At 39.1% G+C, this 17,215-nt stretch carries 17 protein-coding genes and 1 pseudogene; 17 read left to right on the top strand and 1 reads right to left on the bottom strand.

Annotated features, from left to right (window positions below):
• Window positions 1-32 precede the first annotated feature (32 nt).
• Window positions 33-2,150 carry an LTA synthase family protein gene (locus tag QM818_RS05720; protein WP_261081006.1) on the bottom strand — a complete coding sequence of 706 codons (2,118 nt, stop codon included), beginning with the start codon at window positions 2,148-2,150 and terminating at the stop codon, window positions 33-35.
• Between the two features lie 149 nt (window positions 2,151-2,299).
• Between QM818_RS05720 and QM818_RS05725 the strand changes: the two genes are divergently transcribed.
• The 17 genes and pseudogenes from QM818_RS05725 (at window position 2,300) to QM818_RS05805 (ending at window position 17,206) form a co-directional block, all read left to right on the top strand.
• A complete protein-coding gene (locus tag QM818_RS05725) occupies window positions 2,300-3,463 on the top strand; it encodes a class I SAM-dependent rRNA methyltransferase (RefSeq protein WP_261080990.1) in 1,164 nt (387 codons plus the stop codon).
• Window positions 3,460-4,137, top strand: coding sequence for a type I 3-dehydroquinate dehydratase (gene aroD / locus QM818_RS05730; protein WP_261080989.1), 678 nt, complete (start codon window positions 3,460-3,462; stop codon window positions 4,135-4,137). The genes QM818_RS05725 and aroD overlap by 4 nt, the downstream gene beginning before the upstream one ends.
• Complete coding sequence (locus QM818_RS05735; RefSeq protein ID WP_261080988.1) at window positions 4,127-4,981, top strand: shikimate dehydrogenase; 855 nt, start codon at window positions 4,127-4,129, stop codon at window positions 4,979-4,981. The genes aroD and QM818_RS05735 overlap by 11 nt, the downstream gene beginning before the upstream one ends.
• 18 nt (window positions 4,982-4,999) lie before the next feature.
• The gene (gene aroB, locus QM818_RS05740) at window positions 5,000-6,067 is read left to right on the top strand and encodes a 3-dehydroquinate synthase (protein WP_261080987.1); all 1,068 of its coding nucleotides are present in this window, start codon (window positions 5,000-5,002) and stop codon (window positions 6,065-6,067) included.
• 9 nt (window positions 6,068-6,076) lie between these two features.
• Window positions 6,077-7,243 carry a chorismate synthase gene (gene aroC / locus QM818_RS05745; protein WP_261080986.1) on the top strand — a complete coding sequence of 389 codons (1,167 nt, stop codon included), beginning with the start codon at window positions 6,077-6,079 and terminating at the stop codon, window positions 7,241-7,243.
• Between the two features lie 9 nt (window positions 7,244-7,252).
• The gene (locus tag QM818_RS05750) at window positions 7,253-8,356 is read left to right on the top strand and encodes a prephenate dehydrogenase (RefSeq protein ID WP_261080985.1); all 1,104 of its coding nucleotides are present in this window, start codon (window positions 7,253-7,255) and stop codon (window positions 8,354-8,356) included.
• Between the two features lie 10 nt (window positions 8,357-8,366).
• A complete protein-coding gene (locus QM818_RS05755) occupies window positions 8,367-8,516 on the top strand; it encodes a hypothetical protein (RefSeq protein WP_261031644.1) in 150 nt (49 codons plus the stop codon).
• 220 nt (window positions 8,517-8,736) lie between these two features.
• Window positions 8,737-8,937: a hypothetical protein gene (locus QM818_RS05760; protein ID WP_261031642.1), complete on the top strand. Its 201-nt coding sequence runs from the start codon at window positions 8,737-8,739 to the stop codon at window positions 8,935-8,937.
• Window positions 8,938-8,990: 53 nt separating this feature from the next.
• Window positions 8,991-9,329 carry a YlbF/YmcA family competence regulator gene (locus QM818_RS05765; protein ID WP_000065978.1) on the top strand — a complete coding sequence of 113 codons (339 nt, stop codon included), beginning with the start codon at window positions 8,991-8,993 and terminating at the stop codon, window positions 9,327-9,329.
• A 90-nt stretch (window positions 9,330-9,419) separates the two neighbouring features.
• The gene (gene aroA, locus QM818_RS05770; protein WP_261080984.1) at window positions 9,420-10,703 is read left to right on the top strand and encodes a 3-phosphoshikimate 1-carboxyvinyltransferase; all 1,284 of its coding nucleotides are present in this window, start codon (window positions 9,420-9,422) and stop codon (window positions 10,701-10,703) included.
• Window positions 10,696-11,172, top strand: coding sequence for a shikimate kinase (locus tag QM818_RS05775; RefSeq protein WP_261080983.1), 477 nt, complete (start codon window positions 10,696-10,698; stop codon window positions 11,170-11,172). Before aroA ends, QM818_RS05775 begins: the two co-directional genes overlap by 8 nt.
• Window positions 11,169-12,017 (top strand): prephenate dehydratase, encoded by an 849-nt coding sequence (gene pheA / locus QM818_RS05780; protein WP_261080982.1) that lies wholly within the window; start codon window positions 11,169-11,171, stop codon window positions 12,015-12,017. Before QM818_RS05775 ends, pheA begins: the two co-directional genes overlap by 4 nt.
• Entirely contained in the window at window positions 12,014-13,324 is a 1,311-nt protein-coding gene (locus tag QM818_RS05785; protein WP_414300018.1) for an LCP family protein, read from the top strand. Before pheA ends, QM818_RS05785 begins: the two co-directional genes overlap by 4 nt.
• A gap of 120 nt (window positions 13,325-13,444) precedes the next feature.
• Window positions 13,445-13,777, top strand: a pseudogene (locus tag QM818_RS05790) (LicD family protein); the annotation flags it as partial.
• Between the two features lie 141 nt (window positions 13,778-13,918).
• Window positions 13,919-15,133 (top strand): CDP-glycerol glycerophosphotransferase family protein, encoded by a 1,215-nt coding sequence (locus QM818_RS05795; protein WP_414300019.1) that lies wholly within the window; start codon window positions 13,919-13,921, stop codon window positions 15,131-15,133.
• Complete coding sequence (locus QM818_RS05800) at window positions 15,130-16,095, top strand: glycosyltransferase (RefSeq protein WP_084927399.1); 966 nt, start codon at window positions 15,130-15,132, stop codon at window positions 16,093-16,095. The genes QM818_RS05795 and QM818_RS05800 overlap by 4 nt, the downstream gene beginning before the upstream one ends.
• A 7-nt stretch (window positions 16,096-16,102) precedes the next feature.
• On the top strand, window positions 16,103-17,206 hold the full coding sequence (locus QM818_RS05805) for a glycosyltransferase (protein ID WP_261038656.1): 1,104 nt from the start codon (window positions 16,103-16,105) through the stop codon (window positions 17,204-17,206).
• Window positions 17,207-17,215 lie beyond the last annotated feature (9 nt).

The raw sequence follows: 17,215 nt of genomic DNA on the forward strand, positions 1-17,215 counted from the left end.
AGAAATGCTCCTCCAAGATGGAAGAGCATTTTTTATTGTGATTTTGATTCAGTTTCTGCAGACTCTGGATGGAGTTCTTGGTAACTTGGTGCCTTGAAAAGATCAGTACTGGTTTTAGCTTGTCGTTGGCTAAAGAGACTAGTTGATTGACTTCCTTTTTCCTGCTCAATCTTTTGAAGAATTGGTAAAGAATTGAGGTAAGAAATACTTTCTGTATCAACTGTTCCAAGATGATCTTTTTGATAGAAACGTATCAAATCGCCAGTTTGAATCTGGTCGCTGATTTTGAGCTGTTGGCTGGCTGCCTGCCGAACGAGTTCTAGTTCAGTTTGAGCTTGTTCATCAAGATTGCTGATTTCAAGACCACTTTCAGTATAGTAGGTTCGTCCGTCATAACTGGTGTATTTTGGTGTGACGAAGGAATTGGCAGTCCGAAAGGCAACTGTTTCTTGATGATCTGGAGACAGAAGGTCTTGTCCAACTTGAAGGAAGGAATTGGACTCAATACCAAGGAGGTGTTCGAGAGTCGGTAAGATATCGATTTGTCCACCGTAGGTATTGATGATTTGCCCCTTTTCATAGCCAGGCATGACCACCATAAAAGGCACTCGTTGCAACATGGCATTGTCGTAATTCGACCAGTTCTCAGAAGTCTTTCCAATCAAAGGTGCCAGGTCAGGATTGCGGGAATTGGAAATGCCATAATGGTCTCCGTAGATGACGATGATGGATTTTTCATAGAGGCCACTTTCTTTGAGATAGTCAAAGAAGGCCTTAATAGCACTATCCAGATAGTTAGCCGTTTGGAAGTAGCCGTTGATTGTTTCATCTTTGGTATTGGCCAAGGGGAAACCAAGCTCGTTGCCTGTCAGATTACTAGCATAGGGATAGTGATTGGACACCGTGATATACTTGGCATAAAAAGGCTGCTGCAAGTGCTCCAGATATTGGATAGAATCTTTCATCATGATTTTATCATTCAAACCATATTGGAAAGAATTGCTACTGTCTTGCTTGGTAAAATAGGAAGCATCAAAGAAATACTGGTAACCCCATTGTTTGTAGGTTGTATTTCTGTTCCAGAAGGTCCCGATATTACCGTGAAAGACAGCACTTGATTGATAGCCGTTTTTTGATAGGATAAAAGGCGCAGCTTGCTGGGTATTGCTACCACCGTAGTTGACCATAAAGGAACCTTGGTTAAGTCCAAATAAACCAGTTTCCAACATAGTTTCCGCATCTGAGGTTTTACCAGCCTTGACTTGGTTAAAGATATTCGAAAAGGCTAGGGTTGATTGCGAATGGTAGAGGGAATTAAGGAAGGGAGTGACTTCGTGTTCAGTTCCATCTATGTTGAGTTTGTAGTCAAGCAGGAATTGTTGGAAACTCTCCAAGTGGAGATAGATCACATTTTTCCCTTTGGCCAAGCCAAAATAGTCTGGATTAGGCTTAGCAGCATGTTCTTGAATATAGTCTGTAATAGGTTGAAGGTCAGTCTCAGAAGCCTTGGCACGTTCCTTGTTTGCACTGTAGGATTGGTTGGCACTATAACCTAAAAAGGCTGGCAAACTAAGGGCGCGGACAACGTAATAATTAGAAAATCCTCGCGATAGGAGATCGGGACGCTCAATTTCAGCCAAGAAAAGGTTGGCTGAAAAGAGCAGGGCCGAGAGAGCAGTGATAGCAACACTGGAGCGGAATTTGAAAGGTCTCCTATCCAACTGGATGAATTTTTTATAGAAAAGGAAAGCCAGCAATGGGAAATCCATAAAATAGAGAAAATCCCAAGGACGCAGTAACTCTAGTTCTGCAGTACCAACAGACACCTTGCTGGCGACCTTCATAGTATTAGCCGTGATAAAGTCACTAAATTCTCGATAGTAAAAGACATTGGAATAGAGCCAAATGAATAAAAGGCTATAAATAACTATACTAATACTATAAAAAATCTTGGTTGACCGAGCATAGAGGGCTAGAGCTAGTAGAAGGAGGCCCAAAGGAAGGGGGTTGAAAAAGGCGATAAAGGCAAGGTAATTTCCCTGCAATTTGCCCAATTGAATGTCTAAATTAAAGTCAACGGTATAGGCTAATAAGGTTTTAAGCCAATAGAGGATTAAAAGGGTTAGGACAAAACCCAGTCTGGTACCCATGGCTTTTTGGATTTTGTTAAAATTGATTCTCACACAATTACTTCCTAAGTTTTTATTAGTATTAGTATACCATTTTTTAAAACTAGAGTAAAAAAGCAAGGGTAGTTTCTTTTTTGAGAATTGTCACAAAATTTGCTATAATAGTGACTATGAATAGAATAAGAGTCAACAAACGGGTTGAAAAAAAGCTTTCAAAGGGGCTTGTTTTACTAGAAGCCAGTGATCTTGAGAATGTCAATCTCAAGGATCAGGAGGTAGAAGTCTATCGTCAAGAAGGCACCTTTCTTGGTACTGCCTACCTTTCTCAGCAAAACAAGGGCTTGGGCTGGTTTGTTAGTAAAGACAAGGTGACCTTCAATCAAGCTTTCTTTGAAGCACTGTTTAGACAAGCTAAAGAAAAGAGAAGCGCCTACTATCAAGATGATTTGACAACTGCCTTTCGTCTCTTCAACCAAGAGGGAGATGGCTTTGGCGGTCTGACAGTGGACCTTTATGGCGACTACGCTGTCTTTTCTTGGTATAACTCTTATGTTTATCAGATTCGTCAGACCATCTCAGAAGCCTTTAGACAGGTTTTTCCTGAGGTTTTAGGGACCTATGAGAAGATCCGCTTTAAGGGTTTGGACTATGAATCTGCCCATGTTTATGGTCAAGAAGCACCTGACTTCTTCACTGTTTTGGAAAATGGTGTCTTGTATCAAGTCTTTATGAATGATGGCTTAATGACAGGGATTTTCCTTGACCAGCACGAGGTTCGTGGGAGCTTGGTTGACGGATTGGCTATGGGTAAATCCTTGCTCAATATGTTTTCCTATACAGCAGCCTTTTCAGTAGCTGCAGCCATGGGAGGAGCTAGCCAGACAACTTCAGTTGATTTAGCCAAACGTTCACGAGAATTGTCTCAAGCGCATTTTCAGGCAAATGGAATCAGCACCGATGACCATCGTTTTATAGTCATGGATGTCTTTGAGTATTTCAAATATGCCAAACGAAAAGGCTTGACCTATGATGTCATTGTCCTAGATCCGCCTAGCTTTGCTCGGAACAAAAAACAAACTTTCTCTGTGGCTAAGGATTATCACAAGTTGATTTCCCAGAGTCTTGAGATTTTAAATCCTGGAGGAATTATCATTGCCAGTACCAATGCTGCCAATGTATCCCGTCAGAAATTTACAGAACAAATTGATAAAGGCTTTGCAGGAAGAAGTTACCAGATTTTAAATAAATACGGTCTTCCAGCAGATTTCGCCTATAATAAAAAAGATGAAAGTAGTAATTACCTTAAGGTGATTAGTATGAAGGTTAGTAAATGAAATTAATCGTTTCAGTAATGCCAAGAAGTTTAGAGGAGGCTCAGGCTCTGGATGCCACGAAGTACCTAGATGCCGACATCATTGAATGGCGTGCCGACTATCTGCCTAAGGAAGCGATTTTGCAGGTAGCTCCAGCTATTTTTGAAAAATTCGCTGGCCGTGAGTTGGTTTTCACGCTGCGAACTCGCTCTGAAGGGGGAGAAATCGACCTTTCTCCAGAAGAATATATCCATCTAATCAAGGAAGTGGCACAACTCTATCAACCAGACTATATTGATTTCGAGTACTATAGCTACAAGGATGTTTTTGAGGAAATGTTGGACTTCCCAAATCTCGTTTTGAGTTACCACAATTTCCAAGAAACACCTGAAAACATGATGGAAATCTTGTCAGAGTTGACGAGCTTAAATCCAAAACTTGTTAAGGTTGCGGTGATGGCTCACACGGAGCAGGATGTGCTAGACTTGATGAACTATACACGAGGCTTTAAAACCCTCAATCCTGAGCAGGAATATGTAACTATTTCTATGGGCAAGGTGGGCAAAGTTTCTCGTATCACTGCGGATGTGACTGGTTCTAGCTGGTCCTTTGCTAGTCTAGATGAGGCCAGTGCCCCAGGTCAGATTTCTCTAGCTAACATGAAAAAAATCAGGGAGATTTTGGATGAAGCTTGATGGCTATACACGTTTAGCTGCCGTTGTTGCCAATCCTATTAAGCATTCTATTTCCCCCTTTATCCACAATAGGGCCTTTGAGGCGACAGCTACCAATGGTGTTTACGTGGCTTGGGAGATTGAAGTGGCTGACTTGGAAGTCACAGTGGCTAATATTCGTCGCTACCAGATGTTTGGCATCAACCTGTCCATGCCTTATAAGGAGCAGGTGATTCCTTATTTGGATGAATTGAGCGATGAAGCGCGCTTGATTGGTGCAGTTAATACGGTTGTCAATGAGAACGGCAATTTAATTGGATATAATACAGATGGCAAGGGATTTTTTAAGAGCTTGCCTTCTTTTACAATTACAGGTAAGAAGATGACCCTGCTGGGTGCAGGTGGTGCGGCCAAGTCCATTTTGGCACAAGCTATTTTGGACGGTGTCAGTCATATTTCGGTCTTTGTTCGTTCAGTTTCCATGGAAAAAACAAGACCTTATCTAGACAAGTTACAGGAGCAGACAGGCTTTAAAGTGGACTTGTATGCTTTAGAAGATGTTCCTGAACTGCAAGCAAAGATTGCTGAGTCGGATTTGCTGATTAATGCGACAAGTGTGGGAATGGATGGACAGTCATCTCCAGTTCCTGAAAACATAGTCTTACCAGAAACTCTTTTAGTAGCAGATATCATTTACAAGCCTTTTGAAACCCCATTTTTGAAATGGGCTAGAAGTCAGGGCAATCCAGCGGTTAATGGTCTGGGAATGTTGCTCTATCAAGCTGCAGAAGCTTTTCAACTGTGGACAGGCAAGGAGATGCCGACGGAAGAGATTTGGCAGTCCTTAACAGAAAAATACCAATAAAGAAAAGGAGATTCTCCTATGAAAATCAGAATCGATATTCCTCATCATCCTTATGATATTCAAATTGAAAAAGGCTGTCTGGTTCAGGCTGGTCAATGGTTGCGAGAGCTCTGGCAACCGCAAAAAGTGGTTATTGTAACTGATAACCATGTAGCCTCTCTCTATGCGGAGAAGGTCAAGCTCAGCTTAGAAGATGCTGGTTTTCAGGTAGCTATTTTTGACTTTTTAGAAGGTGAAGAACGAAAGAATTTAACCACTGTTCAGAAAGTCTATGAATTTTTAGTCAAGCAAGGTCTGACTCGTAGCGATGGAATCGTGGCTCTCGGAGGTGGTGTCGTCGGGGACCTGGCTGGTTTTGTAGCCTCTACCTATATGCGGGGGATTCATTTTGTTCAGATTCCGACCAGTTTGACTGCCCAGGTGGATTCTTCTATCGGCGGAAAGACGGGCGTCAACACTCCATTTGCCAAGAACATGGTAGGAACTTTTGCCCAACCAGATGGGGTTCTGATTGACCCACTTGTTCTTGAAACCCTTGGAAAGAGAGAGTTGATTGAAGGAATGGGTGAAGTTATCAAGTATGGCTTGATTGAGGATCCAGAATTATGGACTCTATTGACGGAGCTAGATGGTACTGTAGAGAGCATTTTGGAGCATGCAGAGATCTTGATTGAATATTCTTGCCAAGTTAAACGCAAGATGGTGGTTGAGGATGAGTTGGACAACGGTGTTCGTCTTTACCTCAATTTTGGCCACACTATTGGCCATGCTATTGAAGCGACTGCCGGTTATGGCAAGGTCATGCATGGTGAAGCTGTGGCTATGGGAATGGTACAAATTTCAAAGGTTGCTGAGGAAAAAGGCCTTATGCCAGCTGGCATAACCCAATCCATTACAGGTATGTGTCAGAAATTTGGCTTGCCTGTTGACTATGAAAACTGGGATGTTGATAAGCTTTATCAGGCTTTGACTCATGATAAGAAAGCGCGTGGTAATACCTTGAAATTGGTCTTGGTACCAGAGCTCGGTTCAGCGACCATTCACCCAGTTTCTCTGGAAGAGATGAAAGACTACTTGGTAAAATAAGGAGAGTTTATGAGATATTTAACTGCAGGAGAATCACACGGCCCCCGTCTGACGGCTATCATTGAAGGAATTCCAGCTGGACTTCCTTTGACAGCTGAGGATATCAATGGGGACCTTAAACGCCGTCAGGGTGGCTACGGTCGTGGCGGTCGTATGAAGATTGAGAGCGACCAAGTTGTCTTTACTTCGGGTGTTCGCCATGGGAAGACGACAGGGGCTCCTATTACCATGGATGTCATCAATAAGGACCACCAAAAATGGCTGGATATCATGTCTGCGGAGGACATTGAAGATCGCCTTAAAAGCAAACGAAAAATCACTCATCCGCGTCCAGGTCACGCCGACTTGGTCGGGGGGATCAAGTACCGTTTTGATGATTTAAGAAATTCTTTGGAGCGTTCATCAGCTCGTGAAACCACCATGCGGGTTGCCGTTGGGGCAGTAGCCAAACGCCTTTTGGCTGAACTGGATATGGAGATTGCCAACCATGTCGTGGTCTTTGGTGGCAAGGAAATCGATGTACCTGAAAATCTGACAGTCGCTGAGATTAAGGCACGAGCTGCCCAGTCTGAAATTTCTATTGTCAACCAAGAACGGGAACAGGAAATCAAGGACTATATTGACCAAATCAAACGTGACGGTGATACAATTGGTGGAGTTGTCGAGACAGTCGTCGGAGGTGTTCCAGTCGGCCTAGGTTCCTATGTCCAATGGGACAGAAAATTGGATGCGCGATTGGCCCAAGCAGTTGTTTCTATCAATGCCTTTAAAGGGGTGGAATTTGGTCTTGGATTTGAAGCTGGTTACCGTAAAGGCAGCCAAGTTATGGATGAAATTCTCTGGTCTAAAGAAGACGGCTATACTCGTCGTACTAACAATCTTGGCGGCTTTGAAGGTGGTATGACTAATGGGCAACCGATCGTTGTTCGTGGTGTCATGAAACCCATTCCTACTCTTTATAAGCCTCTTATGAGTGTGGATATCGAAACCCATGAACCCTACAAGGCAACAGTCGAAAGAAGTGATCCGACCGCTCTTCCAGCTGCAGGTGTAGTTATGGAAGCCGTTGTGGCAACGGTTCTGACACAAGAAATCCTTGAAAAATTCTCATCAGACAATCTAGAAGAATTAAAAGAAGCAGTAGCCAAACACCGAGACTATACAAAGAACTATTAAGGAGTTCCTATGGCAAAAACAGTCTATATCGCAGGTCTTGGTCTTATTGGTGCCTCTATGGCACTCGGTATCAAACGCGATCATCCAGATTATGAAATTTTAGGTTATAATCGCAGTCAAACTTCGAGAGATATCGCCTTGAAAGAAGGCATGATTGACCGTGCAACAGATGATTTTGCCAGTTTTGCTCCCTTGGCAGATATCATTATTCTTAGCTTGCCAATCAAACAAACTATTGCTTTCATTAAGGAGTTGGCCAACTTAGACTTAAAAGAAGGCGTCATTATTTCAGATGCTGGTTCGACCAAGTCAGCCATTGTGGATGCGGCGGAGAACTATTTGGCTGGCAAGCCTGTTCGCTTTGTCGGGGCCCATCCTATGGCTGGTAGCCACAAGACTGGGGCTGCCTCTGCGGATGTCAATCTCTTTGAAAATGCCTATTATATCTTTACACCTTCGAGTATGACAGGTCAGGATACGCTTGAGGAAATGAAGGACTTGCTTTCAGGTCTTCATGCTCGTTTTATCGAGATTGATGCCAAGGAGCATGATCGAGTGACTTCTCAGATTAGCCATTTTCCTCATATTCTAGCTTCTAGTCTCATGAAGCAGACTGCTGTTTATGCTCAAGAACATGAGATGGCAAGGCGATTTGCGGCCGGTGGTTTTCGAGATATGACTCGAATTGCGGAAAGCGAGCCGGGTATGTGGACCTCTATTCTCTTATCTAATCGTGAAACTATTCTAGATCGAATTGAGGATTTCAAGGAGCGCTTAGATGAGGTTGGACAAGCCATCGGCAAGGGAGATGAAGAGCAGATTTGGAACTTTTTCAACCAAGCGCGTGAACAACGTCAGGCTATGGAAATCCATAAGCGTGGTGGCGTGGATAGCTCTTATGACCTCTATGTCGATGTTCCCGATGAAGAAGATGTCATCTTGCGGATTTTGGAACTGCTACGTGGAACTTCCTTGGTTAACATCCATATCAACGAGGAAAACCGTGAGGATATTCACGGGATCCTACAAATTTCATTTAAAAATGCTCAAGACTTGGAACGAGCCGAGCAGCTAATAACAGAAAATACCGATTATACAGTCGTTGTCAAATAAGGAGAAAAATATGCCTAAAATAGAGCCTAGATTCATATTTGGTATTATCTTTATTTCTTTTATCTTACTTAGAGCTTACGCTGTTAAAAAAGATGTGAAAACTAGTTCAGAAGCAAGTGTTGAGACAAAAAATGAACGATCCAACAAGGAAATAAGTTAAGAGAAAACCAATTCAAAGTATGTAGACGATAGAATTATTAATGGGTTTATCAATAGCTATAATCAAAATTCTAATAGTCCATGAGAAAATATCAAAAAAGGAAATATAAAAATAAAATATTTCGCATTAAGCTACGGATATTACACGTGCAAATGATACTGATAAAATCAATGTAACAATAAATCAGACAAATGAAAATAGTGAATCTGGTGTTGAAGGAATGAAAGAAGTATTTCATGATATTGTTAAATCGATTGAATCATCCTTATCTGATGATGAGATAGATAACTATTTTGATAATCTTATGTCAAATGAAATAAAAACATGTTTTAATTTAGGAACTTTGAAGATAGAGTATATACCAGATAATGAATTAATCAATGGATATTCAAGAGGTCATATAAAAGTGATTGCACAATAATAATGACTACAGAGTGACTAGTAATTTTAAAAGAAATAAATAAGGAGAAAATTATGTCAAATATTTACGATAGTGCAAATGAACTCAGTCGCGGTCTACGCGAATTACCAGAATACAAAGCTGTCAAAGCAGCTAAAGATGCGATTTCAGCAGATGCTGAGGCGAGCAAAATCTTTACAGAGTATGTTGCCTTTCAAGAGGAAATTCAAAAACTAGCCCAGACAGGGCAAATGCCAGATGCTTCCTTCCAAGCTAAAATGGAAGGCTTTGGTAAGCAGATTCAGGGGAACAGCCTCTTGTCAGAATTCTTTACCAAGCAACAACAATTGGCCATTTACCTTTCTGACATTGAAAAAATTGTTTTCGAACCAGTTTCAGAATTGCTGAAATAAGAAAATAACTATCATAAAGTCAGAAATTTTAAGGAATTTCTGGCTTTTTATGATAAAATAGGTAAAAGTATTGCAAGTATGAGGTCTAGTATGAAACTAAAAACAAACATTCGCCACTTACACGGCAGTATCCGAGTTCCAGGTGACAAGTCTATCAGCCACCGTTCCATTATCTTTGGAAGTTTGGCTGAGGGTGAGACCAAGGTTTATGATATATTGCGTGGTGAGGACGTGCTCTCAACTATGCAGGTTTTTCGTGACCTTGGTGTTGTTATTGAGGATAAAGACGATGTGATCACTATTCAAGGTGTAGGTATGGAAGGCTTAAAAGCGCCCCAAAATGCCCTTGATATGGGAAATTCTGGAACTTCGATTCGCCTGATTTCAGGTGTTCTTGCTGGTGCAGACTTTGAAGTAGAAATGTTTGGCGATGATAGTCTTTCCAAACGACCTATGGACCGTGTGACGATTCCGCTGAAAAAAATGGGTATTAACATTTCAGGGCAAACTGAGCGAGACTTGCCTCCTTTGCGTTTAAAAGGGACGAAAATCCTAAGACCTATTCAATATGAGTTGCCAATTGCCTCTGCCCAAGTCAAGTCAGCCTTGATGTTTGCGGCCTTGCAGGCTCAGGGAGAGTCTGTAATTATCGAAAAAGAGTGCACCCGTAATCATACTGAAGATATGCTGCAACAATTTGGTGGTCATTTAAGTGTGGACGGTAAGAAAATCACAGTCCAAGGGCCACAAAAACTGACTGGACAAAAGGTGGTCGTACCAGGAGATATTTCCAGTGCAGCCTTTTGGTTGGTCGCAGGTTTGATTGTTCCAAACTCTCGTGTGGTGCTTAAAAATGTGGGTATCAACGAAACGCGTACTGGTATTATTGATGTCATTCGTGCCATGGGTGGAAAATTGGAAATGACTGATATTGACCCAGTCGCTAAATCTGCTACCTTAACTGTTGAATCTTCTGACTTAAAAGGAACAGAGATTGGTGGTGCTTTGATCCCACGCTTGATTGATGAATTGCCAATTATCGCTCTTCTGGCAACCCAGGCCCAAGGTGTAACAGTTATTAAGGATGCTGAGGAACTTAAAGTCAAAGAAACAGACCGCATTCAGGTTGTGGCAGACGCTTTAAATAGCATGGGTGCGGATATCACACCTACAGCAGATGGAATGATTATCAAAGGAAAATCAGCCCTTCACGGTGCTAGGGTCAATACTTTTGGTGACCACCGTATTGGCATGATGACAGCTATCGCAGCTCTTTTGGTAGCAGATGGAAAGGTGGAGCTTGACCGTGCAGAAGTCATCAATACCAGCTACCCTAGCTTCTTTGATGATTTGGAGAGCTTGATTCATGGCTAAGGTGTTATTAGGCTTTATGGGAGCTGGCAAATCGACTATTGCAAGAGGCTTGGACCCTAATTACCTTGATATGGATGCTCTGATAGAGAAGCGCTTAGGAATGTCTATTGCGATTTTTTTCGCTGAAAAGGGAGAAGAAGCCTTTCGTCAGATAGAATCAGAAATCCTAGCTGATTTACTACAAAGAGACCAAGTTGTGTCAACTGGTGGAGGAGTGGTCGTTTCTCAGCGAAATCGTGACTTACTAAAGACAAATTCTGATAATATCTACCTGAAAGCTGATTTTGAAACCCTCTACCAACGTATTGCAGCTGATCAGGACAATAAGCGCCCGCTTTTTCTAAATAATAGCAAGGAAGAATTAGCAGCTATGTTCCAAGAAAGACAGGCTTGGTATGAGGAAGTGGCTAGTCGGGTTTTGGATGTGACCAAGCTAAGCCCAGAGGAAATTATAGAGGAACTGAGATGAAAATTGCTTATCTAGGTCCCAAGGGATCATTTTCACACCACGTTGTGCAGACAGCTTTTCCTCAGGAGGAATTGCAAGCCTTTGCCAACATTACAGATGTCATCAAGGCCTATGAGCAAGGCTTGGTGGACTATTCTGTGGTGCCAGTTGAAAATTCTATAGAGGGTAGTGTGCATGAAACCTTGGACTACCTTTTTCATCAGGCTCGCATCCAAGCAGCAGCAGAAATCGTTCAGCCTATTCATCAGCAGTTGATGGTGGTTTCAGGTCACACTAAGATTGAAAAGATTTTTTCACATCCACAGGCTTTGGCTCAAGGAAAGAAATTCATCGATGAACAGTATCCAGAGGCCCAAATCGAGGTAACAGCTAGTACAGCCTATGCGGCCCGTTTTATTTCCGAACATCCAGACCAGCCTTATGCAGCAATTGCACCTAGAAGTTCTGCTGAAGAATATGGCTTGGAACTGATTGCCGAGGATATTCAGGAAATGGAAGCCAATTTCACACGATTCTGGGTTCTGGGAGCTGAAGGTGCAGCTATTCCCTTGCAAGCACAAACTGAGAAAATGAGTTTGGCCTTGACCTTACCTGACAACCTTCCAGGTGCACTCTACAAGGCCCTGTCGACCTTTGCTTGGAGAGGAATTGACCTGACAAAAATTGAAAGTCGGCCACTCAAGACAGCACTGGGAGAATACTTTTTCATTATCGATGTGGATTATGCTGATAAGGACTTGGTCCACTTTGCCCAAAAAGAATTAGAAGCGATTGGAATCCAGTATAAAGTTCTGGGTGCCTATCCTATTTATCCAATATCAGACCATGGAAAGGAGAGAAGATGAGCAAAGAAAATCCCTTAAGCCATCACGAGCAGTTGCGTTATGACTATCTTTTTAAGAACATTCATTACCTCAATGAGCGAGAGAAAAAAGAGTTTGCTTACTTGCAAGGTAAGTTAAATATGGCTAGTGGTAGTGAAGCTTCACCCGAAATTCATAATGAAAATCATGATATGGAAGAGTCTTTCATGGAACCAATCAATCAGTCTCCTCTTACATCCTATGGTAACCGTAGCCGTGCAAAAAAATACCAGAAAAGCCACTCTCTTCCAAAGGTTAAGTCCAAAAAACGTAAGATTCGTTGGGGGCGCATTTTTGCAGGATTGCTTGCCCTCTTAGCTTGTGTCGGTTTTGGCATGATTTTTATGTTCCTAAAAGGATATTCAAACGCGGACCCAAATAAACCTGCCAATGCTAAGGCAGCTCAAGTAGAAGTTTTTCATGGTCAAGATACCAAGGATGGGGTTAATATTTTGATTATGGGGACGGATGGACGGATTGGCCAAAACAGTGCTGAAACGAGAACGGACTCTATTATGGTCTTAAACGTTGGTGGCTCAGATAAGAAAATCAAGCTGGTCAGCTTCATGCGTGACAACTTAGTTTATATTGATGGATATAGTAAGATTATCAATGGGAAGAAACAAACAGATAACAAGTTAAATGTGGCCTATGAACTAGGTGAGCAAGAAGGTCAAAAAGGGGCAGAAATGGTTCGGAAAGTCCTAAAAGACAATTTTGACTTGGACATTAAGTACTATGCTTTGGTAGACTTCCAGGCCTTCGCAACCGCTATTGACACTCTCTTCCCTGATGGGGTGACGATTGATGCCAAATTCTCAACCTTAGAAGGTCAACCTTTAACCGAAGCTACGGTGGGAGATGACTTGCATGCTACAGAAACAGAGTCTCCAACCCAGACTATCAAAGTTGGGAAACAGCAGATGAACGGTTCAACCTTGCTCAATTATGCACGCTTCCGTGATGATGATGAAGGTGATTACGGTCGTACCAAGAGACAACAGCAAGTGTTGACAGCTGTTCTACAGCAACTCAAGGATCCAACCAAACTCTTTACTGGATCAGAAGCACTTGGTAAGGTCTTTGGGATGACCTCTACGAATGTTCCTTATAGTTTCTTATTGACCAATGGTTTATCCTTCCTAGATGGAGCACAAAATGGCATTGAGAGATTAACGGTTCCAGAACTAGGTGATTGGGTCGATGCCTATGATGTCTATGGAGGACAGGCACTCTTAGTAGACCAAAATAAATATCAAACCAAGCTCGCTCAAATGGGAATGAGATAAGATAGAAAAATCAGAGTTTGAAGGCTATTTATCCAGCAGTCAAGCTTTGATTTTTTACAGTCTGCAATAGATTTTCATCCCTTATTTGTGGTATAATGTAGCGATACGATAGAAAGAATAATGAACAATATGACTGATTTAAAAGCAATTCAGGCTCGAAGTCTGGAGATGGCTGAATATTTTGTGGCCTTTTGTAAAGAACATGATTTGCTTTGTTATCTTTGTGGTGGAGGTGCTATTGGTGCCCTTCGAAACAAGGGTTTTATTCCTTGGGATGATGATCTAGATTTTTTTATGCCCCGTAAAGATTATGAAAAATTAGCAGAATTATGGCCTCGTTATGCAGATGAACGTTATTTCTTGTCAAAGAGTAATAAGGATTTTGTCGACCGCAATCTTTTTATTACCATTCGTGACAAGGAAACAACCTATATCAAACCTTATCAGCAGGATTATAAATCACACCTGTTACTTTGTCCATGAAAGCAATACCCTGCAAATAATATCACAACTATCAACAGTTTATTAAATGAAAAAAGCAAACAAGGTGGAAAGTTTGATCAAACTTCACAAAGATTCTAAGGAGGTATACAGATGAATAGAAATTTTGTAGAAAAACTAAGATTAATTTCTATAAGAGATATTATTTCGCTTATATTTATTTTTCCTATAGCCTATGTTATTTCTCTATTCTTCAGACGCAAGAATAAGAATCTAATACTAATATGCGAAAGTGAAAAAGAAGCTAGAGATAATGGATATTGGTTGTTTAAATATATTAGAAAAAATCACCCAGAGGAAAATGTAATATATGTTATTGATTTGAAATCTCCTGATGCTCATAAAGTCAAAGAGTTAGGAGAATGTATCCAGTATTGGTCTTTTAAACACTGGGTTTATTATCTTAGTGCGGGAGTAAATGTAAGTACACAGAAAGCAGGAAATCCTAATCCAGCTGTATTTAATTTTATGGAAGTATATTTAGGATTAAAAACCAATAAAGTATTTTTACAACATGGAATAACGGTTTCTGATGCTAAATGGCTATATTATGAAAATACAAAGATGCGTGGCTTTATATGTGGAGCAGAACAAGAGTACAAAGAAATAAAGGAAAAGTTTGGTTACCCTAGTGGATATGTACAATATTTAGGTTTTCCTAGATTTGACAACCTCCATAATACCATTGTAAAAAATAATCAAATTCTTGTAATGCCTACATGGAGAGAATGGTTGAACTTAAATACTAAAGCTAGAACTGACTTTAATGAAGGTAGTACTTTTACAGAAAGTGAATATTTTAAAAAATGGAATGAGTTTTTATTGAATAAGGACCTAAAAGCTTTTTTAGAAGTGAATGACTTAACTTTAATTTTTTATCCGCATAGGAATATGCAAAACAATCTACAAGAATTTAAAACTTATTCGGATAATATAATATTGGCAGATTGGAAAAAATATGATATACAAGAACTATTAAAAGAGTCAGCTTTCTTAATTACAGATTATTCAAGTGTATTTATGGATTTTGCTTATATGAGAAAGCCAGTTTTGTTTTATCAATTTGATTATAAAAAATTTAGGGAGGGTCAGTACGAAGAAGGATACTATGACTATAAAGATGGCTTCGGAAAATCAATAGATACCCTAGATGAATTAATATCAGATATTCAAAAACAATTTAATAATAAGTGGATCTTGGAAGATAGATACAAAGAAAAAATTGAAAAGTTTTTTAGAATACACGATGATCAGAATTCTAAGAGAGTATATTCGTTTATAAAAGAAATAATAGGAAAAAAAGAATGAAATTAACGATAGGCATACCAGTATACAACGGAGAAAAATATATATCCCGCTGTATAGATTCTATACTCAAAGAGTATGAGAAAGCAAAAGAAAACATAGAGTTAGAATTGTTAATAGTAAACGATGGTTCAAAAGATAATAGTAAAACAATATTAAAAGAATATAGTGATAAATTATCATTTATAAAAGTTGTAACTCAAGATAATGCAGGAATTGCTCATGTAAGAAAAGTAATTTTAGAAGAGGCTAGTGGAGATTATCTATGGTTTGTTGATGTAGATGATGAGATAGATGAAGGAGCAATAGAATTTATAGCTAATCAAAAACTAGAAGAAGTAAATATATTTGATTATCGAGTAGGATATGATTACAGTAAATTAGAGACTATAAGTATGGGAATACAAGAAAATACTATACTTATTCCTAATAAAGAAAAGAAACTTTTCACTCTGACGAATGCTGTCTGGCATTATATATATGATTTAGAATTTTTAAGAAGAACTAAACTAACCTTTAAAAGTGGTTATTTATATGAAGATTTTGAGTTTGTGGCAAAATTATGGCCTAATGTAAGTAGGGCTAAATATTTTAATTTTAGCATATACAAATATTATTTAACAGAAGGTTCTATTATGCGTGGCGGAACTCCTATTAATAAAATAAGAGATATAGAAGTAATGTTAAACAGTGTAGAAGCCTATTATACAGAAAATTATCCAGGGGAATATAAAGAAGAGTTAGAATATTATAACTGGTACCATATGTTGTATGGTGGATACGCTAATATTTTAAGAATTGATAAAAAATCTCCCCTATTAAAAGAGTACCTTGAAAAAATAAATAAAAAATATCCTAATTGGATACACAATCAGTATTTAAAGAGTCAACCATTGAAGAGAAAATTACTTATGTATTTAATTAAATTTAATCAAAAAAGTATAGTGAAAAAGTTATTGAAATAGGTGAAATATGAGTAAAAAGAAAATTTTATTTATCACATGGTCTTTTAGTTTGGGGGGCGGAGCCGAAAAAATTTTGGAAAACATTTCCAATGGATTAAGTGATGAGTATGATATTGATGTTTTAGAGATAAATCATCGTGGTATTGGAGAAAGTAACACTAGAAAAGTCAATGTACTAAAACCTATATTCAAAAACCTAGAAAATTCCAGTTTTTTTAATAAAATTAAGTGGAACCTATTTTTGTTTTTCCCAAAATTATTTAGATATCTAGTAACGAGTAAAAAATATGATTATGAAATAGCTTTTAATTATTTATATCCAGTTTACTTACTTAGTAATGATGTGAAAACAATATCTTGGAATCATGGAACAATCTATAATCTAAAAAACCATAAATTTTCTAGAATTAGACAAGGTAAAAAATTAAAACATGTTAACAAAATAATAAGTATATCAGAAAAAACATCAGAGTCTATCAAAGAAATTTATCCTGAATATGCTAAAAACATAGAGCTAGTATATAATGGATACGATTTTCAAAAAATTCACACTAAATCTCTTGATGATGTAAATATTAAATTTGAAGATGACAGTCTCATTTATTTAGGACGTATAGAGGAAGCTAAAGGGATTAAGAGATTGTTAGAAGTTTTTAAGAATGTGGTTGAGAAAATACCTGATAAAAAATTATATTTATTAGGGAAAGGTGATTTAGAGGAATACGTTAGTAAATTTGTAGTTGACAATCATTTAGAAAAAAATGTATTTATGTTAGGATATGTTGACAATCCATATCCATACATAAAAAAAGCATCTTATGTTGTTTTATTATCAGAAGCAGAAGGGTTTCCTACAGTTTTGGTGGAAGCGTTAACGTTAGGAAAGGGGTTTATTAGTACTCCTGTAGGAGGGACGAAAGAATTATATAATAATCAAAAATGTGGATTTGTTTCTGATGATAATGAAGAAATTTGTAACTATCTTATAGAAGAGCTTAGTAAAAAGAAGGAAGATAGATTCATTAATTCGGAAGTATGTCAGAAGTATGTTGATAAATATTCCTTAGATAAACAGATTGTCAGTATCAAAAAAATAATTAATGAACTATAGGTGAACAAA

It is taken from the genome of Streptococcus mitis (assembly GCF_047464035.1).
Taxonomy (GTDB): Bacteria; Bacillota; Bacilli; order Lactobacillales; family Streptococcaceae; genus Streptococcus; species Streptococcus mitis_DX.